The 24573-nt window shown below is 38.9% G+C and carries 42 protein-coding genes and 1 pseudogene; 37 read left to right on the top strand and 6 right to left on the bottom strand.

Annotation, left to right across the window (positions count from 1 at the left end; genetic code table 11):
• Together PR767_RS13460 and PR767_RS13455 are read right to left on the bottom strand one after the other, a co-directional pair.
• Positions 1 to 1245 carry a ParA family protein gene (locus tag PR767_RS13460; RefSeq protein ID WP_272520432.1) on the bottom strand — a complete coding sequence of 415 codons (1245 nt, stop codon included), beginning with the start codon at positions 1243 to 1245 and terminating at the stop codon, positions 1 to 3.
• A 315-nt stretch (positions 1246 to 1560) separates the two neighbouring features.
• Positions 1561 to 1704, bottom strand: a complete 144-nt coding sequence (locus PR767_RS13455; protein ID WP_267748342.1) for a hypothetical protein — start codon at positions 1702 to 1704, stop codon at positions 1561 to 1563.
• Positions 1705 to 1753: 49 nt separating this feature from the next.
• Here PR767_RS13455 and PR767_RS13450 point away from each other — a divergent pair, with 49 nt between their 5' ends.
• Positions 1754 to 1963, top strand: a complete 210-nt coding sequence (locus PR767_RS13450; RefSeq protein WP_272520431.1) for a DUF4113 domain-containing protein — start codon at positions 1754 to 1756, stop codon at positions 1961 to 1963.
• Between the two features lie 85 nt (positions 1964 to 2048).
• On the opposite strand, the gene PR767_RS13445 is transcribed toward PR767_RS13450, so the two are convergent.
• Positions 2049 to 2285, bottom strand: a complete 237-nt coding sequence (locus PR767_RS13445) for a hypothetical protein (protein ID WP_267748346.1) — start codon at positions 2283 to 2285, stop codon at positions 2049 to 2051.
• A gap of 350 nt (positions 2286 to 2635) precedes the next feature.
• On the opposite strand from PR767_RS13445, the gene PR767_RS13440 reads away from it, so the two are divergent.
• The 8 genes from PR767_RS13440 to PR767_RS13405 all read left to right on the top strand — a co-directional run bounded on the left by PR767_RS13440 (position 2636) and on the right by PR767_RS13405 (position 8359).
• Complete coding sequence (locus PR767_RS13440; RefSeq protein ID WP_267748347.1) at positions 2636 to 2926, top strand: hypothetical protein; 291 nt, start codon at positions 2636 to 2638, stop codon at positions 2924 to 2926.
• Positions 2927 to 2986: 60 nt separating this feature from the next.
• Positions 2987 to 4987, top strand: a complete 2001-nt coding sequence (locus PR767_RS13435; protein WP_272520430.1) for a ParB/RepB/Spo0J family partition protein — start codon at positions 2987 to 2989, stop codon at positions 4985 to 4987.
• A gap of 43 nt (positions 4988 to 5030) precedes the next feature.
• Positions 5031 to 5408, top strand: coding sequence for a hypothetical protein (locus PR767_RS13430; protein ID WP_267751299.1), 378 nt, complete (start codon positions 5031 to 5033; stop codon positions 5406 to 5408).
• Between the two features lie 21 nt (positions 5409 to 5429).
• Entirely contained in the window at positions 5430 to 5696 is a 267-nt protein-coding gene (locus PR767_RS13425; RefSeq protein WP_110592930.1) for a hypothetical protein, read from the top strand.
• A gap of 332 nt (positions 5697 to 6028) precedes the next feature.
• Positions 6029 to 6682: a nitroreductase family protein gene (locus PR767_RS13420; protein WP_267751296.1), complete on the top strand. Its 654-nt coding sequence runs from the start codon at positions 6029 to 6031 to the stop codon at positions 6680 to 6682.
• Positions 6683 to 7030: 348 nt separating this feature from the next.
• A complete protein-coding gene (locus PR767_RS13415) occupies positions 7031 to 7252 on the top strand; it encodes a hypothetical protein (RefSeq protein WP_198633975.1) in 222 nt (73 codons plus the stop codon).
• A gap of 633 nt (positions 7253 to 7885) precedes the next feature.
• Positions 7886 to 8128: a hypothetical protein gene (locus PR767_RS13410; RefSeq protein ID WP_267751294.1), complete on the top strand. Its 243-nt coding sequence runs from the start codon at positions 7886 to 7888 to the stop codon at positions 8126 to 8128.
• A gap of 36 nt (positions 8129 to 8164) precedes the next feature.
• Positions 8165 to 8359: a hypothetical protein gene (locus tag PR767_RS13405; protein ID WP_110592933.1), complete on the top strand. Its 195-nt coding sequence runs from the start codon at positions 8165 to 8167 to the stop codon at positions 8357 to 8359.
• A gap of 120 nt (positions 8360 to 8479) precedes the next feature.
• Here the strand turns inward: PR767_RS13405 and PR767_RS13400 are convergent, their stop codons facing one another.
• Both PR767_RS13400 and relB read right to left on the bottom strand, forming a co-directional pair.
• Positions 8480 to 8755: a type II toxin-antitoxin system RelE family toxin gene (locus PR767_RS13400; protein WP_110592934.1), complete on the bottom strand. Its 276-nt coding sequence runs from the start codon at positions 8753 to 8755 to the stop codon at positions 8480 to 8482.
• 7 nt (positions 8756 to 8762) lie between these two features.
• Positions 8763 to 8987, bottom strand: coding sequence for a type II toxin-antitoxin system RelB family antitoxin (relB, locus tag PR767_RS13395; protein WP_110592935.1), 225 nt, complete (start codon positions 8985 to 8987; stop codon positions 8763 to 8765).
• 326 nt (positions 8988 to 9313) lie between these two features.
• Between relB and PR767_RS13390 the strand changes: the two genes are divergently transcribed.
• The 4 genes and pseudogenes from PR767_RS13390 to PR767_RS13375 all read left to right on the top strand — a co-directional run bounded on the left by PR767_RS13390 (position 9314) and on the right by PR767_RS13375 (position 11412).
• Positions 9314 to 9532: a hypothetical protein gene (locus PR767_RS13390; RefSeq protein ID WP_267751293.1), complete on the top strand. Its 219-nt coding sequence runs from the start codon at positions 9314 to 9316 to the stop codon at positions 9530 to 9532.
• 457 nt (positions 9533 to 9989) lie between these two features.
• Positions 9990 to 10469 (top strand): antirestriction protein, encoded by a 480-nt coding sequence (locus PR767_RS13385; RefSeq protein ID WP_110592937.1) that lies wholly within the window; start codon positions 9990 to 9992, stop codon positions 10467 to 10469.
• 106 nt (positions 10470 to 10575) lie between these two features.
• Positions 10576 to 10845 (top strand): annotated as a pseudogene (locus PR767_RS13380) (LPD29 domain-containing protein); the annotation flags it as partial.
• Between the two features lie 90 nt (positions 10846 to 10935).
• Positions 10936 to 11412, top strand: a complete 477-nt coding sequence (locus tag PR767_RS13375) for an LPD29 domain-containing protein (protein WP_272520457.1) — start codon at positions 10936 to 10938, stop codon at positions 11410 to 11412.
• 108 nt (positions 11413 to 11520) lie between these two features.
• On the opposite strand, the gene PR767_RS13370 is transcribed toward PR767_RS13375, so the two are convergent.
• A complete protein-coding gene (locus PR767_RS13370) occupies positions 11521 to 11967 on the bottom strand; it encodes a transglycosylase SLT domain-containing protein (RefSeq protein WP_198635260.1) in 447 nt (148 codons plus the stop codon).
• Between the two features lie 384 nt (positions 11968 to 12351).
• On the opposite strand from PR767_RS13370, the gene PR767_RS13365 reads away from it, so the two are divergent.
• The 24 genes from PR767_RS13365 to traV all read left to right on the top strand — a co-directional run bounded on the left by PR767_RS13365 (position 12352) and on the right by traV (position 24573).
• Positions 12352 to 12816 (top strand): relaxosome protein TraM, encoded by a 465-nt coding sequence (locus PR767_RS13365; protein ID WP_231137047.1) that lies wholly within the window; start codon positions 12352 to 12354, stop codon positions 12814 to 12816.
• Between the two features lie 8 nt (positions 12817 to 12824).
• The gene (locus PR767_RS13360) at positions 12825 to 13052 is read left to right on the top strand and encodes a hypothetical protein (protein WP_272520429.1); all 228 of its coding nucleotides are present in this window, start codon (positions 12825 to 12827) and stop codon (positions 13050 to 13052) included.
• A gap of 225 nt (positions 13053 to 13277) precedes the next feature.
• Positions 13278 to 13964, top strand: coding sequence for a helix-turn-helix transcriptional regulator (locus PR767_RS13355; protein WP_196719172.1), 687 nt, complete (start codon positions 13278 to 13280; stop codon positions 13962 to 13964).
• Positions 13965 to 14042: 78 nt separating this feature from the next.
• A complete protein-coding gene (locus tag PR767_RS13350) occupies positions 14043 to 14234 on the top strand; it encodes a TraY domain-containing protein (RefSeq protein ID WP_036965549.1) in 192 nt (63 codons plus the stop codon).
• A 273-nt stretch (positions 14235 to 14507) separates the two neighbouring features.
• Positions 14508 to 14873 (top strand): type IV conjugative transfer system pilin TraA, encoded by a 366-nt coding sequence (locus PR767_RS13345; RefSeq protein WP_272520428.1) that lies wholly within the window; start codon positions 14508 to 14510, stop codon positions 14871 to 14873.
• A 15-nt stretch (positions 14874 to 14888) separates the two neighbouring features.
• Complete coding sequence (traL, locus tag PR767_RS13340; RefSeq protein WP_267751282.1) at positions 14889 to 15197, top strand: type IV conjugative transfer system protein TraL; 309 nt, start codon at positions 14889 to 14891, stop codon at positions 15195 to 15197.
• 13 nt (positions 15198 to 15210) lie between these two features.
• Positions 15211 to 15780 carry a type IV conjugative transfer system protein TraE gene (gene traE / locus PR767_RS13335; RefSeq protein WP_038601410.1) on the top strand — a complete coding sequence of 190 codons (570 nt, stop codon included), beginning with the start codon at positions 15211 to 15213 and terminating at the stop codon, positions 15778 to 15780.
• Positions 15764 to 16537 (top strand): TraK domain-containing protein, encoded by a 774-nt coding sequence (locus PR767_RS13330; RefSeq protein WP_267751279.1) that lies wholly within the window; start codon positions 15764 to 15766, stop codon positions 16535 to 16537. The genes traE and PR767_RS13330 overlap by 17 nt, the downstream gene beginning before the upstream one ends.
• Positions 16524 to 17885, top strand: a complete 1362-nt coding sequence (locus tag PR767_RS13325) for a TrbI/VirB10 family protein (RefSeq protein ID WP_267751276.1) — start codon at positions 16524 to 16526, stop codon at positions 17883 to 17885. Before PR767_RS13330 ends, PR767_RS13325 begins: the two co-directional genes overlap by 14 nt.
• A gap of 58 nt (positions 17886 to 17943) precedes the next feature.
• Positions 17944 to 18138 (top strand): hypothetical protein, encoded by a 195-nt coding sequence (locus PR767_RS13320; RefSeq protein ID WP_196719177.1) that lies wholly within the window; start codon positions 17944 to 17946, stop codon positions 18136 to 18138.
• Between the two features lie 6 nt (positions 18139 to 18144).
• Entirely contained in the window at positions 18145 to 18636 is a 492-nt protein-coding gene (gene rfaH, locus PR767_RS13315) for a transcription/translation regulatory transformer protein RfaH (protein WP_196719178.1), read from the top strand.
• Positions 18637 to 18655: 19 nt separating this feature from the next.
• Positions 18656 to 19012, top strand: a complete 357-nt coding sequence (locus tag PR767_RS13310) for a hypothetical protein (RefSeq protein WP_196719179.1) — start codon at positions 18656 to 18658, stop codon at positions 19010 to 19012.
• Positions 19013 to 19039: 27 nt separating this feature from the next.
• On the top strand, positions 19040 to 19285 hold the full coding sequence (locus PR767_RS13305) for a hypothetical protein (RefSeq protein WP_272520427.1): 246 nt from the start codon (positions 19040 to 19042) through the stop codon (positions 19283 to 19285).
• An 89-nt stretch (positions 19286 to 19374) separates the two neighbouring features.
• Positions 19375 to 20331, top strand: a complete 957-nt coding sequence (locus PR767_RS13300) for an SPFH domain-containing protein (protein WP_267751269.1) — start codon at positions 19375 to 19377, stop codon at positions 20329 to 20331.
• 20 nt (positions 20332 to 20351) lie between these two features.
• Entirely contained in the window at positions 20352 to 20810 is a 459-nt protein-coding gene (locus PR767_RS13295; protein WP_196719182.1) for a hypothetical protein, read from the top strand.
• 273 nt (positions 20811 to 21083) lie between these two features.
• Positions 21084 to 21542 (top strand): hypothetical protein, encoded by a 459-nt coding sequence (locus PR767_RS13290; protein WP_196719183.1) that lies wholly within the window; start codon positions 21084 to 21086, stop codon positions 21540 to 21542.
• Positions 21543 to 21560: 18 nt separating this feature from the next.
• Positions 21561 to 22118, top strand: coding sequence for a hypothetical protein (locus tag PR767_RS13285; protein WP_196719184.1), 558 nt, complete (start codon positions 21561 to 21563; stop codon positions 22116 to 22118).
• Positions 22119 to 22174: 56 nt separating this feature from the next.
• A complete protein-coding gene (locus tag PR767_RS13280) occupies positions 22175 to 22447 on the top strand; it encodes a hypothetical protein (protein ID WP_196719185.1) in 273 nt (90 codons plus the stop codon).
• Complete coding sequence (locus PR767_RS13275; RefSeq protein WP_272520426.1) at positions 22437 to 22685, top strand: hypothetical protein; 249 nt, start codon at positions 22437 to 22439, stop codon at positions 22683 to 22685. The genes PR767_RS13280 and PR767_RS13275 overlap by 11 nt, the downstream gene beginning before the upstream one ends.
• A 41-nt stretch (positions 22686 to 22726) precedes the next feature.
• Positions 22727 to 23014 carry a hypothetical protein gene (locus tag PR767_RS13270; RefSeq protein WP_196719187.1) on the top strand — a complete coding sequence of 96 codons (288 nt, stop codon included), beginning with the start codon at positions 22727 to 22729 and terminating at the stop codon, positions 23012 to 23014.
• Between the two features lie 36 nt (positions 23015 to 23050).
• Positions 23051 to 23287 carry a hypothetical protein gene (locus tag PR767_RS13265; RefSeq protein WP_196719188.1) on the top strand — a complete coding sequence of 79 codons (237 nt, stop codon included), beginning with the start codon at positions 23051 to 23053 and terminating at the stop codon, positions 23285 to 23287.
• A gap of 7 nt (positions 23288 to 23294) precedes the next feature.
• Positions 23295 to 23528: a hypothetical protein gene (locus tag PR767_RS13260; protein ID WP_196719189.1), complete on the top strand. Its 234-nt coding sequence runs from the start codon at positions 23295 to 23297 to the stop codon at positions 23526 to 23528.
• Between the two features lie 51 nt (positions 23529 to 23579).
• Positions 23580 to 23813, top strand: a complete 234-nt coding sequence (locus PR767_RS13255) for a hypothetical protein (protein WP_267751264.1) — start codon at positions 23580 to 23582, stop codon at positions 23811 to 23813.
• 196 nt (positions 23814 to 24009) lie between these two features.
• Positions 24010 to 24573 (top strand): type IV conjugative transfer system lipoprotein TraV, encoded by a 564-nt coding sequence (gene traV / locus PR767_RS13250; RefSeq protein ID WP_272520425.1) that lies wholly within the window; start codon positions 24010 to 24012, stop codon positions 24571 to 24573.

The raw sequence follows: 24573 nt of genomic DNA, 5'->3' as shown, positions 1-24573 counted from the left end.
TTACTCACTTTTTGCAGAGAAACTTTTGATTTCATTTATAAATTGTTGATATACCGAACTTACTGACATTTCAGCTATATCGAACTGTTTTGCAGGACATAAATCCTCTGATTTTTTGATATCTAAGACTGTCCTGCCCCTTTCTGCTGCTGCAACAAAAGCCTCTGAATGTTTTATATTAGTTGTCATGAACTTGTCTTGTACGGTACGTACAAGCTTGTTTAATGTTCGAACTTCATGTTGGCTTTTATCATCGACATTAACAGCTAGTACCTTCATCCATTTGATATTTTCTCCTCTAGATGGTAGCTGCTGTAAACGTGCACCAATCGTTAGCATATAATTTGTTGTGGAAGCAAAGTCATACTCACGCGGTGTTATTGGCACTAGTAGTGCATCAGCAGCTTCATTTGTTGACCATATGATTGGCGAGTCTTGTGGTGGGGTGTCTATAAAGATAAGGTCATAATGCTCTTTTAGAACAGGAACGACAATATCTCTAAAACGAGTGAGAAGCTTATTTCGTTCATCTTTGCTTAAGCGCCAGTATAGATCAGTGAATCTATCATCTGTGGGAAATGCTGTAATAACATCCATATTCGGAAGATGAGTACTGAATGGAATATTAGCGATGATATCTGCCTCAGAATAACCTGCTGCTATATATTGAGAATAATCACCATCAGGCTCGTATTCAGCCAGCAAAATATCGGTAATTGTTAGATAAATATCGTCATCATTAGTGGTTCGGATAAGATTATTTCCGATAGAGCCTTGAGGGTCTAAGTCTACGATGCAACAGCGGGCGTTTAGGTTTAGATCTAATGCAGCAGCTGTTGCAATTGTGGCTGTAGTTGTACTTTTTCCTGTTCCACCTTTATGGTTTTCTATGACGATGACTCTTGGCTTATACATATCCGAGTAACGATGGGTTCCCAGTTCTTCCATGATCATTTGAACGTCGAATCGTGTATAAAGATGGTTTTTATTTTGAAAAATAGGTTCGCCAATGATTTTCTTAGCCTGCATTTCAGTCACTATCTTTGAGAATGTATTGCGAGATTTTCCAAAAAAATCAGCCAGAGCTGTTTTGTTTAAACAGTGGTTATATATAAGTCTGTCCAGACCATCTACTTGTTCATCAGTAACTTTAATTGTATTTACTTCAGCAATAGATTCTTTTAATGAAATTTGTTCAGCTTTCATTCGCTGACCAATTATTAGTATTTGATCTAAAATTGACATTTTTTTGCCCCTTTCTTGGTTTTTTACATTATTAATGTAAATTGTGCGTATAACAAGTAAATATTGCTCTTAAGTGCGCAAAATGAAATATTACGCTTGATTATTTGACGGTGATATCTTGGCGAACAAGGGGGTTGTTTTTTGCAGGGAACAGAAAAAATCTTTTAAAAAGCCTGTAATAACAAGAGATACGGTATAACTTTTTTGATATCCTTCACCGGCAAGCACGGTATGTCTTACCGCTAAGATGTTACATGCTCAAATTATTGGCGCACGTTCGCTTGGCCATAAAGTGGTGGGTTACGAGTTACTTCGCTAATCGGTGTGTGCGTTTGCCGAACGCGCAGCAGAAAAACTGTGTGAAGAAAAAACAGTATTGTCGATTAGTGATATTGTGGGTGCAGAGTAACCATTTTTCTCATCATGAGTCGCATTATTATCAGCAAGAAGCCCAAACACTCATTTATCCTACACAAGATACGCGCAATATTATTCAGGCACAGTCATTTTGTTTGACCGACTTTGGCTTCCGAATGTGAAATACAGTAAAATTGGTGAACTGATGCAGACGATTGACCAGATTAATCGCGGAAAAGGGGCTATCTGGTTTGCAGGTCAGGGTATTCAAGCGCAATCCCCCTTATGGAAAATGAAGCAGCAATTTCTCTCACCTCGCTGGACAACGCAATTTTCGGACATTCCTGTCGTAAAATGCTAATCATTGGGTGATGATTTTTTGATCAGCGTTGATATTCATTCATTAATCAGGCTATTAACCTTGTTATTAACAAGGTTATTTCAAGTTATCCACTGATTTTGTGGATACGCTTTTTTTGCGTTTCGGGGCAACGGCTTAATGCTGGCATTGAGCCAGGCTTAAGCCGAACGCCGGATTGACCCCATTTACACACAGTTGGCGCAGGTTCCCCGTACACTCCCGTTCTCGCGCCTGTTTGGGGCGCGCTCACTGGCTCGCCAAATGTGGAAAATGGGGACAACCGGCTTGAAAGGTCAACCGCTGCGCCTTTTACCGTTTTCAACGTGGCGCAAAGGGCAGGGGTGCAGCTCCCTGCGGGACCGCCCCTGGTTCACTGCTTAGCTGCGCTAAGCGTTAATGGCGACTTGCCGTTCGCTTCTCTCGCTGCAAGTCGGGTGCTGCCATCTTCATCACCTGTGTGATTAATCTTTAATCGAGCCCCTCCGCTTGGCCTAAAACATAGCCTCGTCTCGTCATACAGCAAGCGTAAAGTGCACTCCACCAAAATTCTTGTCGCTGCGCTTCCAACAATTTTGTTTCCGCCCTTGCTTCCTTCCTCGTCTCGGCTATGTACGGCCTTTGCAGCGGAGGAACTCAATGAAAGAAATCATTAACACCGAGGAGGATTCAAAAATGTCATCACATCAAAACCTTGCAGCTCCAGAATCTAACGAAAGAAGGGTTAAAACCCTACTGACGCATGAACAGAAAGCGGATTTATTGCATTACATTGCGCCGTTAACACGGTTATTGGATTTATTCGAGGGGAATATTTCACCGGAGTTATACGACGAAGAAATTACGCTGCACAGTGATGCATACGATTCCAACAGTATTTTTATGAAAGACGGCTATCCGATTGGATTTAGTGACAACTTAAACAACATGTTCTATCTGCGTCCTGAACTGATTCAGGCATCTTAGGGTGCTAAGGGAGTTCATGAGCCTCCCTTAGCAAGACAACAATGAAATAAGGAAACATATATGTCTACATTAGAAACTATCATTAACCCAAAACAACGTAAAGCAAAAAAAGGCACAAAATCCGCACAAGCCGACGCGATTTATCAGGCATTGGACAGTATGGAAGCGCATGTATTGCCGTTATCGGCATTGGTACAGAGTGAACTCAACGTCCGTAAACGTCCAATCGATGAAAAAGCCTTGTCAGAACTGGCTGACAGCATTCAAGCGGTTGGGGTGTTACAAAACTTGGTGGTTTACCCGATGTACAATGACGTCTACGGGGTTGCTGCGGGTCAACGTCGTTTACTGGCGTTACAACAATTGGTGGCAAAAGGGCATTTTGCGTCGAGTTTCCCTGTGCCTGTTAAAGTGGTCTCAGAGTCCGATGCGCTGATTATTTCCCTGACGGAGAACAGCCAACGTGAAGCTATGCATCCAGCCGACCAACTTCATGCTTTTATCGAGCTACAAAAAACAGGTAAAAATGCAGCTGAAATCGGTGACTTATTAGGGTTCAGCACTCACCACGTGAAAAAATGTCTGCGTTTAGCAAATATGGCTCCCAAGCTGTTAGCCGAATTGGATGCGGACAATATCACCCTTGACCAACTGCAAGCATTAGCCGGAACGCCTGACCACGACCGTCAATTCATGGTATGGAACAATGCTATTGGGTGGAAAAAAGAGCCACGTTACTTACGTGAAGCGGTTGAAGAAACGAAAACCCCTGTCGAAAATAATCGATTGGTGAAGTTTGTGGGGTTGGATGCCTACCAGCAAGCAGGGGGAACCCTTGAAATTGACCTCTTTACCGAAACAGGATTTATTGAAAACGCCCCACTATTAGAAAAATTGGCACTCGATAAACTCACTGCGTGTGCGGAACTGTTAGCGGATATTGAGGGTTGGCAGTTCGGTACTGCACGTTTAGAGTGTCCGAGCTTTTACGGTAATGACGGGGAAACCTTGTCACTCAGTCATGCGCCCGAGGCGGTCATTCCCCCTGAATTTGCGGATTTACTGGCTGAATTACGTGCTCGTGAAACAGATTTACGCCAGCAATCATGGGAAACCAATGATGAAAATGAACAAGCTGACCTTTGTCAAGCAGTGGCAGACTGCGAAAAGCAAATCGAAGACATTAAAGACCGTACCAAAAATCAGGCGTGGACAGCCGATGGAAAAGCAACAAAAGGCGTAGTTGTCTTCCTTGACCGTGATGGAGAACCGTGTGTCATTAGTGGCGTCATTGACTTAGCACAGCAAGAGCCACAGTGCAGTGAAGCGGAAAGCGAAACTGAAAGTGTGAGTGAGCAATCTACGACTCAAGTTGAGACGGTTTCTACTTACAGCGCAGCGTTGTGCAAAAGTCTCTCTTCGGAGCGCACGTTAGCCGTTCAAGCGGCATTAACACAACATCCAAACGTGGCACTGGCGATTTTGGTTCATGATGCGTGTATTCAGGTATTTGGTTCACCGTATGCCAAAACCGCATTTAACATTAAATTTTCGCTTTCTCAGGACGAGTTACTCAAAAATGCCCCGACCGCCCAAGACAGTGAAGCATTGCAATTACTCAATACGCAATTTGAGTCATGGTCAGCGCGTCTCCCTGACGCGTGGCAAGCCGATTTCTCATGGTTGTTGTCATGGGAGCAAGCGGATTTAGTCGCATTACTGGCGTTTTGTTCCGCGCAAACGTTAAGTGAAGTGAACCATCATGCTCCGCACGATAACACGTTAGCTAAAGCTTTGCGTCCAATTGAGCAGGCGATTGCCTTCGATTTTCGCCAGTGGTGGCAGCCAACAAAAGCCAATTTCTTTGGGCGTATCAGTAAAGACCAAATCAGCGATTGTTTAGCCGAGGCAGGCGCATCAGATAAAGTCCTTGAAGCCGTCAAAATGAAGAAAGGGGATGCTGCGGAGTTGGCTGAAAACACCCTCAAAGATACGCATTGGTTGCCTCGCTGTTTTCTCGATGTAAACGCTGACACTCACAACACCGATAACGCACAATAATCAGACTGGAGGCACTGCCCTGAAAAGGGCAGTGTGAATAATCATGACAACTATTCCAAACCATTTAGCCCTTGTACCCTTTAATGACCGTCAATATGCCGCTGCAAAAGCTATTCTCTTTGTCGAAAATAAAATACAAAAAGGGCAATACCAAAAACGGTATCTCTATGCGAGTGCGTTAATTCGATTTTTTACGGGGAATAAAAACGCTATAACCGCAAAGGATTTGCACTCTACGTTTGTATTATCCTTTGATGACAAGCGCGAAATGCCGTCAAAAAATCGCTATCTTGCCGCCCTTGATACCTTGATTTTGCCCCGTTGTGGTCGGCTCTGGTTCTTTTGGATTTTAATGAAGATATCGATACCCGATCATACGGTGAACAATTACTGGATAATTATACCATTCCCAATAAATTAATCGGTTGAAAGGGTGTTGACGATGAACGAATGGAATGTAGTTTTACTTGAAACTGAAGACAGTTTGCTATCAATGATGCGCGGTGAGCACTCAAAAGAAACGGTGATTAACTCAGCAATTGCCGCGAATGAAATTTCACAGAGTGATCGAGAAACGTGGTTAGCCTGTGAAGATATCTATGTGGATTATTATAAGGCGGTGCCTCGAGAAGGGTATGCAGCCTATTATTATCCCGTCAGTCAGGACGTTAAAGAGGCATTTTTAGCTACGTGTCTCGAGCTATTTTAGGTTGCTAGCGAGACAGGGTGAAATAGAGGATAACAGTACGTTTATGCAATAGCGTGGGTTGAGTATTAAAATAGCGATAACATAATAAAATCTTGTGTTTTTAATTAATTATGATTAAGCCATGAGGTTATGAATTTAATCTACATAGCCGTTGAAGTAAATGGCAGTATTTGATAACTCTAAGGTAATAATTTTTGTTAAAGTGCAACAGTTAAAATTACGAGTCATAGAGTGATATATAACAATAAAATATTTCTATCTGCTATGTTATTTAGTAAACACGCAGTTAGTAGTTTTTATCTATTGTTCTTGAAAAATAAAGGATTAGTTTTATGAGTGAAGTTGATATAGCAAGTATTTCCGAAAAAAGATACACAACAAAACACTACGATGGTTCAAAAGAAGTTTCAAAAAGTGACTTAATAAAACTATTAACTGTATTAAGAAACAGCCCATCATCAGTGAACTCTCAGCCTTGGCATTTTTTTATTATAAACAATAAAAATAACCCTAATCTGCTATTGTCGGGCGTGTTAGACTTTAATCATAGTCGAATAGCCGATTCTACTTATACCATTGTTTTTTGTATAAGGAAGTCAATGGATAATGAATATTTAGAGCATTTAACCAATACCGAAATTAATGACAATAGATTTGAAAATCTAGACATTGCTCAAGAGATGGATAAAGGGCGTCGCTATTTTGTTGAATTAAATAATAGTAGCTCAGAAGAACTTAAAAACTGGGAAAGCAAACAACTATATCTTGCATTAGGTCAATTTATGTTTGCGGCTGCCGCACTAGGGATAGATACAACTGCTATAGAAGGATTTAACAAGGAAGAAACTGATAATATTTTAAATTTAAAGGAAAAGAACCTAGAGAGTGTAGTCATGACTACGATTGGCTATCGCTCTGAAAGTGATTCGAATGCGAAAAGGCCAAAATCACGCCTCAAAGACGATGAGATATTTACTTTCATTTAATGCTTTAACGATAAATGGACGACTGATAGATTGGAAGTCGCCTGTTTAGTCATGAATGACAACAAGTTAATAAAAAGACAATAATCAAAGTTAAATGAATTGTTGATAGCTCTCCTTAAACAGCGGCATCACCCTTTGTCTCTCGGAAAACGAGTATACCTCGTTAGCTTTTGAGTGTGAAAACAGTCCGTTTTGTTAAAAATAGATGAGGCTATACAGGGTGGGATTACATGTAGCTGATTTTAAGTGGTAAAAATAATGAGATTGCACTTTTTGAGCAAAAGTTTAAATCAAAATTCATTCATCATAAAAACACAATAATCCCTTATGGGCTCCTACGGCGGCTCTATGTCCTCGAGCTGCCGCCTACACTCCAGCGCTATTCGTTTTACGAATGGGTTTCCGCAAAGCGCGGAAATGATGTATTGGGTAGGGCGAGAGCAAGCTGCTAAAACAGCCCCGACAGAAATTATCTTAATACAGTTTATGGATGCGTTATCCGTTATGCCCCATTGGATTGATAAGGCAACAACAATACAGAATCATTTAAATTGTAAGAGATGGTTTTAGGGAACGTGACTGATATTTTTGTCAAATTGGACGGACGTTATTTCACGTTTAGGGATGTTTCAACGCTATCTCACGCGCAAATTATTTCGCGTGTGCGTTGTGCTGGACTGCTGGCACAACAATGAAAAAAGCAGGCTTACGCCTGCTTAATCCGAGCCGAGAGATACTTTAGCACAGGAACTCATGGCATCAGCTCACTCAAAGGAGTAGCTCCTATGAACGCAAATATTATTGTATATGCTGCCAACCCTGTAAAGTCCCAAATGCCCGTTGTGTCAAAACGTCGGGCCGTGCGTCACGATATCGCTATTAGTGATATTAAGCCAGCCTATCTGGAAATGTCGTGACATATCGACAAACAACTTAAAGGCAAACAGCCCGTTCGCATCCCTACAATGAATAACCAGTGTTTGGGGCAATTTTTGCGTTGTTTAGAACTGCGTAAATCGTGGATTTAAGTTAACTCACTGCCCCTTTTTAAGGGCAGTTCTGGAACATCGATATGTCACAATTGAGTTTTTTTGATGTGGTTTAAGTTAATCCTCGAAAATAGAACCTCCTGTCACCGCAGAGTCACCCAGTAAGGTACAAAAAAAGACCGAAAAAACAGGCGAAAAAGTCAACCTAACCACGATGAACCCTAAGTCAAACCGCGATTTTCACACCGATTTTATTCAATTATTTAATCAAAAGGCGCGTTATCACAGTCGTGTAGACGTGTTTTGGGATTTTATTCATGTTGCTGCGGTTTCATTAGAAAACAATGTGAAACAGTGCACTGAATTGGAACAAACTTACTTTAACGTGATTGTACGTTATGAAAGAGCCGATTTAGATTTATTCGCCAAATACTTACTATTTGTGTTAATGCCTTAGATCAACAAGCCACTGATTTTTTTAGGAGCGATGTTTATGTCTCTTGAGCTAGGCGAAGGGACATGGGGGCAATTTTTTATGCCATTTCATATCAGCCAGCTAATGGCAAATCTTATCATCGGTGATTACAGCACGATAATTGAAAAAAATGGCTATATCAGTGTGTTCGAGCCAATGTGCGGTAAACGTTACATGTTATATTTTAAACTTACACCCTACATGCTTATGTAGTGACAAATTGAATGAGTCTATTCTAAGAATAGTTATCTTTTTAGTAACATCGACTACCGAAATAGAATATTTCATGGCTAGTCTTGAGCGAATCAATGACTGGCCATAATAGAGCGAAAGTTAAAAGTGTTTATAGACATCTTTTCGATGACCAATAGACAATGCGAGTATGACTAATCGTTCATCTTCAATGGTTGCGATTAAACGATAATCGCCTATGCGATAACGGATAAATTCAGCCTTATCCCCCTTCAATATTTTACCGATTAATCGAGGGTTAATGCTGTTATCTATATTTTTTTCAATATAGCTCTGTATGATTTTCTGATGGCATCGATCTATTTTCTTTAGCTCTTTCTGAAAGCGTTTTGTATATTCAATTCTGTAACGAGGCATAGTTACCTCAAAGCGGGTCAAAGATAGCTTTATGGCTCAACGTCTGATTATCGTTTAGATATTCCTCGTAAGCTTCTTCTGCTAGTTTTAAATCAATTTCATCTTCAATTTTTTCAATAATCGCACTTTTGCAAAGTTCACTGAAGGTCAAACCTTTGGCGTTGGCATACGATTCAAACAAAGATAGTTCTTCATTGTTAAGCCTGATTGCTTTTGTTAAATTTTTTTTCATTGTTCCCTTCCCTCTTTATTGTTATACATTGTATAACTTTTTGTTTATTTTGTCAATTCATATCAAATGGGAGCCAACTTAATTTAATTGCGTGTTACATGGGAAAAATATGAGTTTGGACTAGGGGAAATTCAGATAAATAAAATCCATTTTCATAGGGTTTAGCATAATTTTGCTTATTTAAGCTGGTGACGAAATTGTAAAAATGTCATTACTTATGTTTATTATCTATGGACAATTAGGGAATGGCATACAATGCTGAAAATAAAGGGCTACCACGAATGTAACTAGCCGTTAATGTTACGGTTATCGCTTGTGCCAATTCTATGTTACAACAAGGTTTTAACCCGAAAATGCGCATGATTGTGGTGTGTACCGATATTGATGAAGTGGCTGCCCGTATGTGCTACGTCCAACTGGCATTACTGGGGATTCCTGCCATTGTGAATATTGGTAACAGTTTAACGTTGGACGTTCGTCAAACGCTATATATCCGGATGTTAATGTTAAATTTATTCCGCTTTAAATCCTTTTTAACTGCCTAATTTACTATGGGGTATATTCCCCCTTTTTTGCACATAAGCTTAACCCTGGCGTCGAGCCAGACTCAATCCGGCAACACTAACTCCTGCGCTTTTTAACGCTGACGCGTGGCGCAAAGGACAGGGATGAAAGCTCCCTGTGGGAGCTGCCCCTGATAAACCGCTTAACGTTGTTAAGCTCAAAGGACGCCTTGTGGTTCGATTCTCTCGCTGCAAATCGGGTTGCGTCATTTTCAGCCACTGTGTTTTTAATCTTTCGCCAAACCCCTCCGCTCGGGCTTAAACATAGACTCAACTCGTCATCCAGTAAGCGTAAAGTGCACTCCAGCAAAATTCTTGTCGCTGCGCTTTCCAACAATTTTGCCTCCGCCCTTGCTTCCTTCCTCATTTCGTCTATGCACGCCCTTTGCAGCGCAGGAACTCGACGAAAGAAATCATTAACCCAAAAGGAGGCACTAAAATGACTCAACAACAAAACCTTGCAGCGAGAGAATCTAATGAAAGAAATGGAAAAGACGAAATCGAAATCACGGCTATTGAGGTAAAAAATGCTCAAGCTCGTTTAACATTTTTACCTTCAAAGTTAGGGCGGCACTGTATTACTTTTGAAAATACAATCTATAACTGGATGACTCGGAACGCCGTAGCCTATAACGGCGGTTATTGGGATTTTTATACGTTGTCGAATGGCGGTTTTTATCTGCAACCGACAAAAGGCTATATGCTCACTTCACCGAATGGATTTATGGACGATGTGAGCGCCCAAGAAGCGGGAATAATTGTCACTTTAATGATGTTAAGCCATTTTTCATTTGTGACTTATGAAAAAGGGCATCATGAAGATTGTGAGCGTATTTCTGCTTATTTTCATCAATTACGGGATTTTATTTTTACATTATCCCCTGAATCACAAACCAAAATATTAAACGCCATTGATTAACACTATCCCGCGCAAGTCTCAGGCTTGCGCTTCATTAAACACCATCAATCAATAAATCAGAAAAAGGTAAATGAATATGGAACAGTAAACATTATTATCGGTTGGTCAAGTGGTTTACACTAATTTATATAATCTCGGCAAGGGGGTTATTGTTAATATTCATGGCGACCAAAAACCACAAAGCATAAAGAATATGTATAATGTTATGGTCACAGGGGGCAATGCGGAATTTGATATCGTATTTTTTAATGGGAATAAAACAAATCGTTTACCGGAATGTATTTTATACGGCGTACAATGGAAAATTGAAGGTGAAACGGTTGAACAAGAAACAATTAAATCATTAATTGAAAAAACTGAGGCACATGAACAAACCGAGAAAGCTGAAGAAGAACGAAAGAAAAATGAATTTAAACAAGGTGTCGAATTCCAAAAAAACAACACAGAATATTCACACTTAACACAGATAACCTCTAATTCAGATAAGGAAGTCAAAATAGTCGGTAAAAATATCCGCGCTGAGTTAAAAAAACATTTTCCAAAAACAAAATTTTCAGTTCGTAAACAATATTACAGTTCTTATCATGTTTCATGGACAGATGGTCCGGCAGTGGATGAAGTCGAATCTATAATCAATAAATATGAAACATCGCGTTTTGATAGTTATACCGATTATCATTATAGTGATACATCACCTTTTAATGTAGTTTATGGTGGTGCTGATTATGTTTTTACACATCGTCAATACAGTGATGAAATAATCGCATTGGCTATCAAATCATTGATTGAAAAATATGGCGAGTCTTATGAGTTTGATACCACGCTAATGACGGTTGAAAATTATCATCAAGGAATGTTATACAAAATTGGACGCGAACAAATTATTGGAAATGATGGGGTAGGTGGAGAAATCAACCGTGTATTAAGAAAAACAAGTTATTAAAGAAAACGCGCCATAAAGGCGCGTTTCTCGTTTTAATACTAAGCCACATGCATTACTTAATATCAAATATGATTATAGCGTTAAAAATAGAAAGTAAAAGGAATAAGTTTAGTTATTTTTTTTAATGTTAAGATAAATGTGATAGACCTCAAGCGCGTATTGATTTCTTTTTTTCTCTTGAACCTCTGATTTTTTTAATCCTGCATTATATGCGCCAACCCCTTTCCATATATCCCCTTGTATTTGAATAAATTTCGCCAGATAAAATGCGCCCGTATAAATATTCATACACGGATCTAACCTTAATTGGTTTTCGGTAATGCCATACTGGGCTAATTCATTAAAGTTTTGCGAATGAATTTGCATTAATCCAATCGCGTATCGTGTCGATGATGCTTGGTTAATCGCATTCGGTTGGAATGAACTTTCACGAAAGGCAACCGCACGTAATAAATCAGGGTCAATTTGATAATCATTTCCTGCTTTATCATAACAATCAAATGAAAATGAAAAAGGTGAAAAAATTAACGTAATGAGAATACAGATTATTCGCATACAAAACCCCATAAAATAATAAATACTCTTAACTCAGAATCGCCCATTTTAATTAAAAAATAAAGCACTATTTAAATGCAAGCCAAAAGAAACGAGGAGCAATAAATATGCTCCTCTGAAAGAAAGACATCACACACTACGCAAAATTTCATTTTGCAAGAATTTATCATTAAATCAGGGTGTTAATTAAAAAGAAATGGGTGAAAAATTTATAATTTTTAGTGATAAGCCCATTACTAGCCCAATAATAGCATCTATATGTGGGCTAAATAGATGCACTTTGTGTGTATTGTGAATAATATCAAATAAATAAAATTTCTTATTAAATTTAGTGGTCTAATTGTGGTCTATTGTAATATACTGTTTATATGTGATTTATTTATTATGATTGTAATTGATGGGCTAGTTGTGGGCTGCATGAAATTGCATCACAGCCCACAACTAGCGGCTAGTGAAAACAAAGGAAATAAAAGAATGCCTCGTCAACATATATATATGAAGCAAAAAACATTAGATGGTATCCGTAATTTAGTGGATAAACGGAAAGCCGATGGCGCAGACGCAAACATTTCAAGTGTTGGGTCTGAGTTATTGGATATAGGATTGCGCGTTGTTGAGAATTTAGAAAAAGACAAAGAAGGGGATGATGGGTTATCTTTAGAGGAGCGTTATAAAAAACAATTATTGGAAGAGGTGACTAAATCACGTCAATGTATTCAAATTTTATTCAAAATGATGTTTGATTTAACAGAAATCAAAGAAGACAATCGGTATAATTATCGAGAGTATATTGAGGATTTTAAAAATAGAACTCAATCTATACTAGATGAATATTTTCCTGAGAGCTAGGAGTACATATGGGATTATTTAATTCGGAACCAAAAATTTATCGAAATTTTGATAAGAGAATATTTATTGGAAGTTCAGTAAGTAATGCAAAGATGATTACTAATATAGGATTGGTTAAAGTTTCTGTTCCAGTTCAGGGGGCTAGTTATTCTTTTCAAGATGATGCCTTAAAAGATGAATTGTTAAAGTTAAGTATAGATAATGGGGGGGGAATGCAATTATTAATTTTAGAATAGAAACAGGTAATACTGCGGGTGGTTCGGGATGGTTTTCAAGTTTTATTATTGCATATGGAGATGCTGTTTTTATTGAATATAATGATTGATTTAATCTGTAAATATAGGTATATTTACCTTAAGTAATGTTAATTGCTTAATTAAAATTTAAGAGTCGCCCAATAAAGGAGTTGGTACCTCCCTTATTGAGCTAAACAGATAACCGAAGCCTAAGAGGATGGTTACATGTCTATTCATGATCCTATTGATCTTAATGTAAGATCTCAAGCTATTTTTGATTTTATTGATCGTTTTTTCCACTTATCTTGTGATTTTTTTTCAATATCTGACGAAGATAGCGCTCTTTTATCCGAAAGTGCTAGTTTTAAACACTCTACTCTGTATCCTTCCTATGTTATACCAAAATCTTTATCATCAACATCTTTAGGCTTTAATAACTATAATTTCGATATCACATTATTTAGTTCTGGTAATCTATTTTTTTATCTACCATATAAAACTAGATATATTGAATTCGTTGTTAAAAGAAAAAGGTTTATATTAACTATATATGATAAATTACTTAACTTTCCTTTTGATTATTTTTGTTTGGAAAAAGATGTTTTTATATATGAAGATAAACTTGGCTGTGATTTAGATGTAATTCATGTTCTTGATTATTTTAAAAATAAAGAGTTTATTGATGTTATGAATGAAGATGAGTGGCTAATAATATGGCTTTTAGCTAAAGGCTATACTAGTGAAAAATTATCTTTTATATTTAGCATTAGTAAGAATGCAGTTGATCAATCTATAAAAAGAATTTTATATAAACATAAAATATATAATAGAGATCTATTGGTTAAAGTAGTTCAAATTCTCGGATGGGATTTTTTTATACCTAAAAAAATTATTGATTCTGGCTTCATGTGACTGTGTATTTATCCAGTACGTAAAATGGTCTTACGTAACTAATTTTACTTTAGTAGACTCCAGTTAAAAGGAGTCAAAATGAAAGAAAAAGAATATAAGTCGGTCACAATAAGTGTACCGATTAGTGCTGAAACAAATCGTTTATTAACAGAATCTGCCAAACGAGCACGACGCTCTAAAAAAGTCGAAGCCGTTTTACGATTATCTGATCATCTACGACTTGTTGAACATATTGAAGGGAATTACCAAGAGTTGTTAATTAAATATTAATTTGCTCTATTACTGGGTTTATTCCATTTTGGTTTTTATTTTTGTTGATTACACACAGCAACGGGATCGCTTTGCCTAAAAAAAGGTAGTGCACACCCGGAGCGGTAGCTTTACCCAAAGCTAGGGAAAATTATCGCGTTTTATTTCTTTATTAAGTTAAGTGTTATTTATTTTAAGACTTTTCTGGATAGGGGAATAAAGCGAGCTAATTAGCTCAGTCGTTTAGGTTCTTATTTATTTTACTTCAAAGGGCATTTAATAAGAGGATATATTATGAGTCAAATTGCTATTGATTCACCGGTAACAAAAAGAAAAGGGTTATTTGCACGTGCTTGGAATTCACTGAATTCTAAAGTGGCTAAATCGCTGTGTAAATATGTTGCTTCACCATTACTCTTATGGATGGCAGCACGTGGTTTTGCTCAGGCAGCCGATTTAGCAGCGGCAGGGGCAGCGGATGCAGGCGATACCTTTGGTGAAGGGTCATCGGTGATGTATTACATCATGATCGGTGAAGCGGTGTTGGTGTTCTTAGCGTTTATGCGAGCACAAAACCCTGCATTACTCCTGCTCATTCCTGTCTTTATTGTGGGAACCAAAATCGTCTTTGGTTTAATCGAAGCACCAACAGCTCCTTAATCGATAAGGAGTTGCATGATGGAAAACGAACGTGCTAAGCGATTCATTTTCCCTCAGACATTAACCGAGCAAGGCGGTATTCTTCCATTACCCAATGATGAAACCGCCGTTCTACTAGGCCCCATGTCATGGGGCTTTTATGACGGACATTACATGACTGGCCTTGTGGTTGGTACGTTGCTCTGGTATGCCCTGAGGTACTTCAAAAAAGGGCGGGGAAGTCAGTGGTTACTCAATGCCTGTTATTGGTACTTACCCGCCTACTGCTTCAAAAGTATTTATAAAACTCTCCCTGACTCTGCGTTCAGACTTTATTTAAAATAGGAAGGAGGCTGCCATGAAACTGAGCGCAGCTAAATCCGCCACGAAATACACCTCGTTACTGTTTATTACACTGACCTTTATGTTAGGACTCAGTTTGACTGGTAATATTTTCGCGTGGCTGAGATTAGATGATTTACTCAATAGTCGACAAGAAACGTATATCCCGATGTTTTTTGATACCCCATTTACCTTAACGCGCTCCCATGCGGATGCGAACTACCTTGAATCCGTCGCGCAGTCGTTACTTTTTCTACGCTATAACATCAGTCCCGAATCGGTCAAAGCAAACCATCAATCCTTATTACGGTATGTGGCCAAAGAGGCACGTCCAGAAATGCAAGATGTGTTGGCGGTCGAAGCGAAAGAAATCATCAATAACAACGTCACCTCGGCATTTTATATGACCAAAATGGAAGTTTATCCCGCTGACGGCATTATTGATATTCAAGGTGATCTGAAAACGTGGATAGGTAAGCGTGAATCGTTACCTGAACATAAAAAATTGCGGCTGCATATGAAGTATGCCAATGGAATTAGTGAAGTGATCAGCTTTGAGGACATTATTGATGAAGAAAAAAAGTAATCCGATAAAGCTTCTCTGTTTAGCACTCGCATTTTGTGGTTTTGTCTCGACAGTACGTGCTGAGCCAATGGCGCAGTTGCCAACCCAAATTCCGGTATCTCCGGACTCACAAGTGAAAGTGGGGCTGAGTAACAGTGAACCGAATATGTTGGTTGTGCCAGGTGATAGAATTGTGGCCATCGACAGTGCTCAAGGCATGTTTATCAATGGCAATCAAAAAGGGGCAACAGGTGTTGCGAATGGGGGCGTGGTATTGATGACCGCACAAACCAAACCCTTTACCTTTTACGTCAGAACGGCAGGGGGCTTAACGGTGTCGGTTGTAGCCGTTCCGCAAAAGCGTGATGGTCGCGTGTTGCAGTTCATTTCCAATCAACCGGCACAAAGTGCCGTCGCTAAACGTTGGGAGCGCGCTTTACCGTATCCACGTGTCTTAGTTGAAATTCACAAAGCGTTACTGAATCAACAAACACCAAATGGGTTTATTCCTGCGCCCGTGACGGCTTTACCGTCATTCGCATTACCGTCAGCCTATCGTGTGACGGCAAATAAAATGTGGAATGGCGGTGAGTTGCGAGTCTACCAACTGGATGTGATGAACACCAGTGCCGTCTCACAACCGCTAAGTGAGCGATTGTTCAATCAACACGCGGTGCGCTCTGTCGTTATCTATCCGTATAGCGATACCGTGTTGGCAGGTGCCACGGCAACGGTCTGGTTAACCGTCAGTAATGAGGTTGAAAATGGCAAATATTAATGTTCGCGCAAAGCGAAAACAAACGGCGTTGTTTGTGTTATTGGCCTTGGGATTAACGGGGCTTGGCACAGCAGCTTGGTACATGAGTTTACCCGCTAAACCAAAAACGGCCACAAAGCAATCACGACCCGCTCCCAACATGACAGGTGTAGTGACATCCTCATTTGATAAAAATGTAGGAAAATCAGCGATGGCCGATTTGCAATCCACAGCGTCTCAAATGGATAAGCAAATGAAGCAAGTGAACGCCCGTATTGCGAAACTGGAACAAGAAAATCGTGCGTATCGCGATAAAATTGCTGAGCAGGATAAAGAATTAGCTACCTTAGGTGAAGAACTCACGAAAATGGGAAACGATTTTATACACGGTGATAGCAATAACGGTTTGCCTCAACCACAGCAACTACCCGTAGGAACACTACCCACACCAAATGCACAAGCTAGTCAGCCAATCATTCCGCCGCCAACGGCATTTTATCAAGGTGGGCAATATCCTGTCGGGCAGCCGCAAATCAATGTGAATCCCGTATTAAAGCAAGGCTTGTCCTCTATGACGATTGAGTATGAGGATGAGCAGGAAAATACCGATTTACCGGATTTACCCTACATTCCGTCAGGCAGTTTTGCCAAAGCGATGGTCATTGAAGGGGCTGATGCCAATGCTTCAGTGACGGGGAACAGCAATCCCTCTCCGATGCAATTTCGGTTAACGGGCAAGCTGATTATGCCGAATAACGAAGAATATGATTTAAGTGGTTGTGCCGTCACCGCTGGTGTGTATGGCGATATTTCCAGTGAACGCGGATTAGTGCGTACCGACCGACTGTCTTGCAAACTGTTTGGTCATACCATTGATATGCCCTTTAAAGGCCACGTCTCTTTTATGGGGAAAAACGGCATTAAAGGTGAGCCGGTCATCCGAAATGGTGAGTTAGTCGGCTACGCCTTTGGCGGTGGCTTTCTTGAAGCGGTCGGTTCCGGTTTTTCAAAAGTGGGTGATAAAACGGTGGGGATTGGTGCCAGTAGCACAACCACGATGGCGGATGTGGCGCGTGGTGGTGTTGGCGGTGGGGTGCAGCAATCCGGAAAAATGTTATCGGAATATTTTATTAAACGCGCTGAGCAATACCATCCGGTTATCCCGATTGGTGCAGGCATTGAAATTACCGTGGTATTCCAAGAAGGTTTTCAGCTGAAGTTTATTGAACAAATGAAGAAAGCCAAATCGCAAAAGCAAGAGAGTCAGTCGCTGGAAAACTCCATTAACCAAGGTATTACCGTTTCAAAACAAGCATTAGAACGGATTTCTTTAGGGGATGCCGTCCCCGTTGAGAATATTACGCAGTAGTAGAAGTCCTTTCAGTCTTTATCCTTAATTTTCATTGTCATCATTCAGGTACAACCCAATGCAAAACCGAATTTGTCAGCTAAAAAAGCGGATGCGTTTGAGTACGTTACTTATGACGCTCATTACGATTTCTCCGGCCGCGTTATTTGTTTCCCATCATGTGAGTTGGGACTCGGTCATCTTTTTAGCCATTTATAGCGGGTTAAGTGTTTGGGTTGTACAAATCCTGAGTGCTGACCATCAACTCAAGTGAGTCATCATGGAAAAATGGTATTTATTATATTGTAAACGCGACCAAGTTTTACGGGCAATTGAGCATCTTGAACGTCAAGGCGTAAGTACACATAACCCCACATATAAAACCGAAAAAATGGTAAGGAATCGTCGTAAAACTGTGATGGAACCGTTGTTTCCCAATTATTTATTCGTGAAGTTTGATTATGAAGTTATCCACTTTTCAACAATTGGCTCAACACGAGGGGTGAACTACTTTGTGCGCTTTGGTCAGAATCCCGTGGTTGTCCCCAATGAAGTGATTGCGACGCTTGTTGTACCTGACTTTGTTAAAGAGATGAGTGATAACTTGCCGCAAAAAGGGGATGAAGTTGTCATTACAGACGGTGTTTTTGCGGGGATTCAAGCCATTTATAACGAACCGGATGGTGAAGCACGTTCGGTGTTGCTCCTTAAAATCCTCAATAGAGACGTTCCCAAAGTTGTCGATAATCGTAGCTTTGAAACCATCAAATAGCAGAGGGTGGAAAAGAATTATGACGATACTGTATACGATAACTGCTTCACTTTTTACTGTCATATTTATCTTAGCTATCTTTACTTCATTTATAGAAGATGAGTTAACTAAAGGTATTGTTGGCGCAGTTGCGGGCGCGGTTGTGGCTATATGTCTTTTCGGGTTGTATGACAGCATATTTGGAGAACAGACAGGAAGTGTGAGCAAAGGAGAATATAACTCAACTCAATGCCAGTTAATTGAAACCAATATTGATAATGGGATATTTCAGCCAAACACCAATAAGCTCAAGTGTAGGGATATGATTGAAAATGTGTCAGTGGATGAATATCAAGAGGCGATCAAGGCTTATAAAAAATCACAAGCTAATCGCTAAGTTCAAAATTAATAAAATGAGAAAATAATGGAACGATTGCAAGCTATTATAATTATTTGTGTTATTGGTGCATTTGGTTTTTTAGGTGCTAAATTAATCATCTATTGGGACCAGAATATAGAGTATCGTCGTATCAATAATTTTATTAAGCATTGCGCGTCACCTGTAAATCATGAATTGGCGGATGGGTTATATCGTTACCAATGTGATGCGGGCTACTATACCAACTCATTATCACCTGAAAAGTTTCAAGAATTAAAAGCGAATAAATAAGTATTTATTATTTATTATTTATTGTTGTCCTACCTAATTTTTATCCACTTTATTTCAATTGTCCTATTTCAAATATATCGAGGTAAAACATGGCTCATTTTATTGAACATGCAGGTTTATATACCACGCTCATTGTTTTTATTATTTGTTTATTTACTTGGTTAGCAACGTGCATTGTGATAACTAAACAAAAAACAGTGAATATCATTGAGCAATTTGGTCGTTATGTTTCTACCAAAGAGGCTGGAATATCATTAAAACTACCCGCCCCTATACAAACTGTCGCAACAACCATTGATATGAACATTATTTCGTTAAAAGAAAAACTGGAGTTAAAAACTAAAGATAATCTCTTTATTACCTATCCTGTCGCCCTTCAGGTGCAAGTGTTAGACCCCGTTAAAGCCTGTTACGAGTTGGAACAGCCACACAAGCAAATATTATCCTTTGTCGGCAGCTTCATACGGTCAGAAGCGGGTAAACATGAGTTTATTGAGTTGTATGCATTGCGTAATGAGTTAGAAGAGGAAGTGATTAAACACTTGGGAGATAAGCTGGCTGAATTTGGATGGCAAATTAAAGCGGTTTTAGTGGATGAACCTATTCCATCCCAGGATGTTAGAAAATCCTATGATGCGGTTAGCGAATCACTGCGTAATTTGGAAGCGGCCAGAAATAATGCGGAAGCTCAAAAGGTTTCATTGATTGCAGAAGCTGAAGCTCAAAAAGAGGCGAAAAAACTTTACGGGGAAGGTATTTCTGCTCAGCGTGATGCCATCGCGACAGGATTTTCAGAGTCCATCAGTAAACTGGCTAAATCGATGGGAACCACGGAGGAACTTGCAGCGGCATTTTTACTGCAAATGACAAAGTTCGATACCATTCGAGAATCATCGACTAATGGCTCCTTAATCATTACCGATGCGCAATCCAACTTTGAATTAAATAACACCTTGAATTTACAAAATACATTTCGAACCTTCGCTCAGGGGTATCAGGATGTTAGCACACCCAAACAGGCAAAGAACGTCGATGACTTGAGCTAATAAAAAAGGGAATACATAAAATGAAACTTATTACAGGGCTCATTGGCTCTATTTTTATCGGGTATATATTAACCTCCGTGGTGCTGACTCAAGTAGCGCAAAAAAAAGTTGATGAGGTTTATCATTGTGTTCAAAAAGCCAGTGCCTCTCTTGATAGGAAATTAATAGAACATCGTGATATTGGTCGGTTTATTCAATTAAACGATGCGGGAGCGCAAAGTATTTTCTTTTGGGGAGATAATCCCCATAAATCAATGCAAACAACTACGGGTGTATATGAATTAATGACCCAGGAGCTAGAGATACCTAAAAATGCAATACTCACCCTCAATCGTTATGAATATGCACATGTAGACACGTGTCTTTACGACTATATGGCGGAATACGATATCCCAATTAAGGATGACATTAATCAAGCCAGCTTTATTTGTTACAAGCAAGATAATGAAGAAACTTGTTTGATGTCGAGCAGTAAATAATGGATTGATTCATGAAAGTAAAAATAGCGGAAACCATTAAATTTATTATAGCCGCTCTTATTGTTTGTTGGGCTATATATTTTATGTATTCAAATCATCAACATTTTAATTAAAAAGCAATAGTTGATGGTAAGCGTTACTCTGAATTGCCAATTATCAAAACGGTGGAAAAAGAGAAAGGGGTATTTTACTTTTTAGGGGATGAGAAAAACCAAATTGAAGTTAATAAAAGATACTATGATTTGGCGATCAAGGCTTATAAGGAAAGTCAACGTGAAAAATAAAAAGTTATTTAACTATATTATGCTGGTAAACAATATTCCTGATCACGTGTTTAATCAAAGGCAAGCTAGAACACTTATTTTGACCTATCTATTTATCGTTGTTGTTATGGTTTATATTTTAAATTGGATAGGCTCTCTGTTAATTAATGATTTAAACCTACCAATCTATGTTTCCGGGATTGTGCTTGCGTTTGTTATCACTGCCATTATGTGCGTTAAGTTTAATTTGGCAAAAAAGTTTCCGATTAAGTATGAACGTTTAGATAAACTCCTCAGCCAATATAAGCCAAATAACCCTGAAGCATACGACCATTTAAAGAAAGAAACGGCTGAAAATCCGGATAACTTCCCTGTTTATTTGGAGGAGTGGATTGCAGTAGAAAAAGAAACGTATGACGAATACAAAGCTAAACCCAAGCACTACCAATTTACGGATAGCGAAAATTAGTTCATACAAGGAAATATCATGAAACGAACGTATTTACCGACTGATGGCGTGTCTTTAGCAAGCATTGTGGCGAAAGGGACGCACAATAATGACTGGAACGGGGCGGGTGTCGGTGTCGGAAGCGGCGGTCTTGTTGTTGGTGGTGCTGCGGGACAATCAATATCACGGTCTGAACTAGCCAGAAACTTAGGTGTACTGGAAAAGGCACCAAAGCTTAGGCCTGCTGACTATAATGTATTGGCAATTCCCATGTTTTTTATCATGTTGCTATTTATGGTTATGCCCGTAATGAATATCGAAAAATACCAAATGATTACCAGTATTACACTGATTGTTCTTGGTATAGCTTGCACTACGGTGTATGGCATTTACTTTTCGGGAGCGAGAAATAAAGAAATAAAGGAAGAAAATGCCAGTTTGAAGCGTGAGTATGAATTGAAAAAAACTATCTATTATCGATTGCGATTTGTTGAGGCTGATTTTGTTGTTTTTGACCCCGTGACGGGATATTGGGACTATGCAGAAAAAGAAAAACTAATTTCATTAATAAAAAAAATCAAAGAAAAATATCAATAAGTCAAAAAAACATGAGATTAATTGTGTTTTAAAATCTAATAAAAGGTAAGGTTAATATGGAAATAAATTTATGGTGGTTGCCTTTATATATAGTGATTTTTTTAGTTATTATTTTTTCTTGGTTAATTTACTCGGGGAAACGTGAGGATATTGAAATACATATTCCAAATGGTGAGCGGTATTCTAAGCTTGAGATTTTTAAATCAATTGAACGACATGGGAAAGTTATCTATTACTTGGGTGATGAAAAGAATCAAATCGAAGTTTCTAAAGTAGATTACGATTATGCAATTAAAGCCTACCAAGAGAGCGTGAAAAATGAAAACTAAGTCTAAAGAATTGAGTGCAATTTGTTTAAGTCATTTAATGCCAAATATTAATAACACCCATCATTACTATCTTGCTTCATTCACTGTTGCTGCAAAGAGAAAAATCATATTCATTGATGAAATATATTATTTAATGTGGGCGGATAGGAAGCTTAAGGCAGAAAGGACGCTCTTTAATGCAGCGAGAGCTGCAATTGATAATTGTTCTATACGGATTAGGTTAAATAAAAGCAATTAATAATTGTGCTCTTCCTTATGTTAATTAAATTGGAGATGAATATGATAAGTGAAAATTCAATAAAATTATTTATGTCTTTTCTTTTTGGTATGGTCGTAGCATTACTTTTGATTGTTTTTTTACGTAATACAAATGATGAACGCCAGGTAAAGGCGTTTACTCAGCTATGTAATGAGTTTGAGGTTCAAGTAACGGACAAGGATTATCGATTATCATGTGATAAAGGTTATATTGATATTGATGCCAAAGGTTATTTGATGGCAAATGATATAATCAAAAATGAATCTAGAAATAATGTTTTCTCCTTCATTTCTAGTCTTGTTATTTAGATCTTAAAAGATAAATGAATATAATTAGAGGTATCAATGGGTAATTTTATATTTGGTTTAATTGTTGGTTTTGGCGTAGCGCTACTCATTGGTTATGTGGCTAATGTGAACAGTATGGATGAAGGCAAGGCCTTTTTAAAAACCTGTCCAGAATACCGTGTTGAGATTAATAATGAAAATTATAAGTTGACGTGCGAAAGCGGATATATAGAAATGAGCGCCTACCGTTATTTGGAATTTATTAAACAGAAAGAATCTTTAGCTAGTCATTGAAATAATTATGAAACGAAAATTAAAGATTAACTGGCTAGGGCGCTGCGTGGTATGTGGCAGTGAAAACAGTATTGTTGAAACCGAGTTTGGTTCAGAAAACTTCCTGTTTGAGAAAGATAAAATTACATGTGTAGGCTGTGGTCATCAAGGCCTTGTGGTCGTTGAAAATGACGTTGCCTATGCCATTTGGCATTCTGTAGAGGCGTTTCGCACTTATACACAAAGCGAAGAGAGGGATTAAATTTATTTCAACCCTCGGGTTCCTTTTCTCAAATTATCAACAGGATTAATAATGGATATACAGTTTAAAGATTTTACGATAGATGGGGTTATTATTTCTAATTTAAAAGGTGTTAGGCGTGACCGACGGCTAATGAATGATAAAATGAACCAATGGCTAAATGAAAATAATATAACCGATATTATTAATATCGAATCCTTGGAATATGAGGTCCCTCCAACTATTGGAAGCCTTGGTGGTGTTAAATTTCACGGGTTTTGGCTTTGGTATAAAATCATCAAGTAACGTCTTTCGTTTAAATTCAAATTCCTAGAAACTCACTTGTCTCAAAAAGTACATGATTATCCGTTAATTAACCATATTTAATTAAATGGTTATGAATAAAAATATTTTTTTCGTCACTGAATAAGCGGCGACACAAATTCATCGTTATTTCTCCACAAAACACTTCTTTTTGTCATTCATTTATAAGGTTCATTTTATGAAAAAATTCCTAATTCTAGGCGCATTAACCTTGCTCGCCGGTTGTACTGCGGGTATGAAAGATTCCTTTGATTGTAATGCCACCGCGCAAGACAGCTGCATGACCATGGAAGAAGCCAATCAAAAGGCAGCACAGCAAAATATCACGTGGAACCATTCTTCTAATGGGGAGGGCACTTCCCAAAAGCGAGTTGAGTTGCCGCGGTTAGCGCCGTTGGCAACCCCGACAGTACCGGTTGTGACAACCGCATCTCCGGCTCAGTCGGTTCGTACTGCGGTGCAGGATAATCGCACTTCCTTACAGACCATGAACGCGTTGGGGGCATTTGAACAACCCTCTGCTACAGTCAAAAAGTCCGTGCCACCGCATTCACTTCCGCCCGTTCAGCAACCGACACAAACCTGGTCGAGTTGGAGTGATATTGGCATGGCACCGCCTCAACGATTACCGACCACGACGGCTCGCTTATGGATAGCCCCGTGGATAGATGAACAAGATAACCTGTATCAGCCTGCGGTTGTCTCTTTTGTGGTGAAAGATGGTCAGTGGAGAGTCCAGTAA

The sequence above is a fragment of the Providencia sp. PROV223 genome (assembly GCF_028479245.1).
Classification (GTDB): Bacteria; Pseudomonadota; Gammaproteobacteria; order Enterobacterales; family Enterobacteriaceae; genus Providencia; species Providencia rettgeri.
Note: the sequence above shows the minus strand (reverse complement) of the source record. Positions and strands in the feature narration are given on the sequence as shown.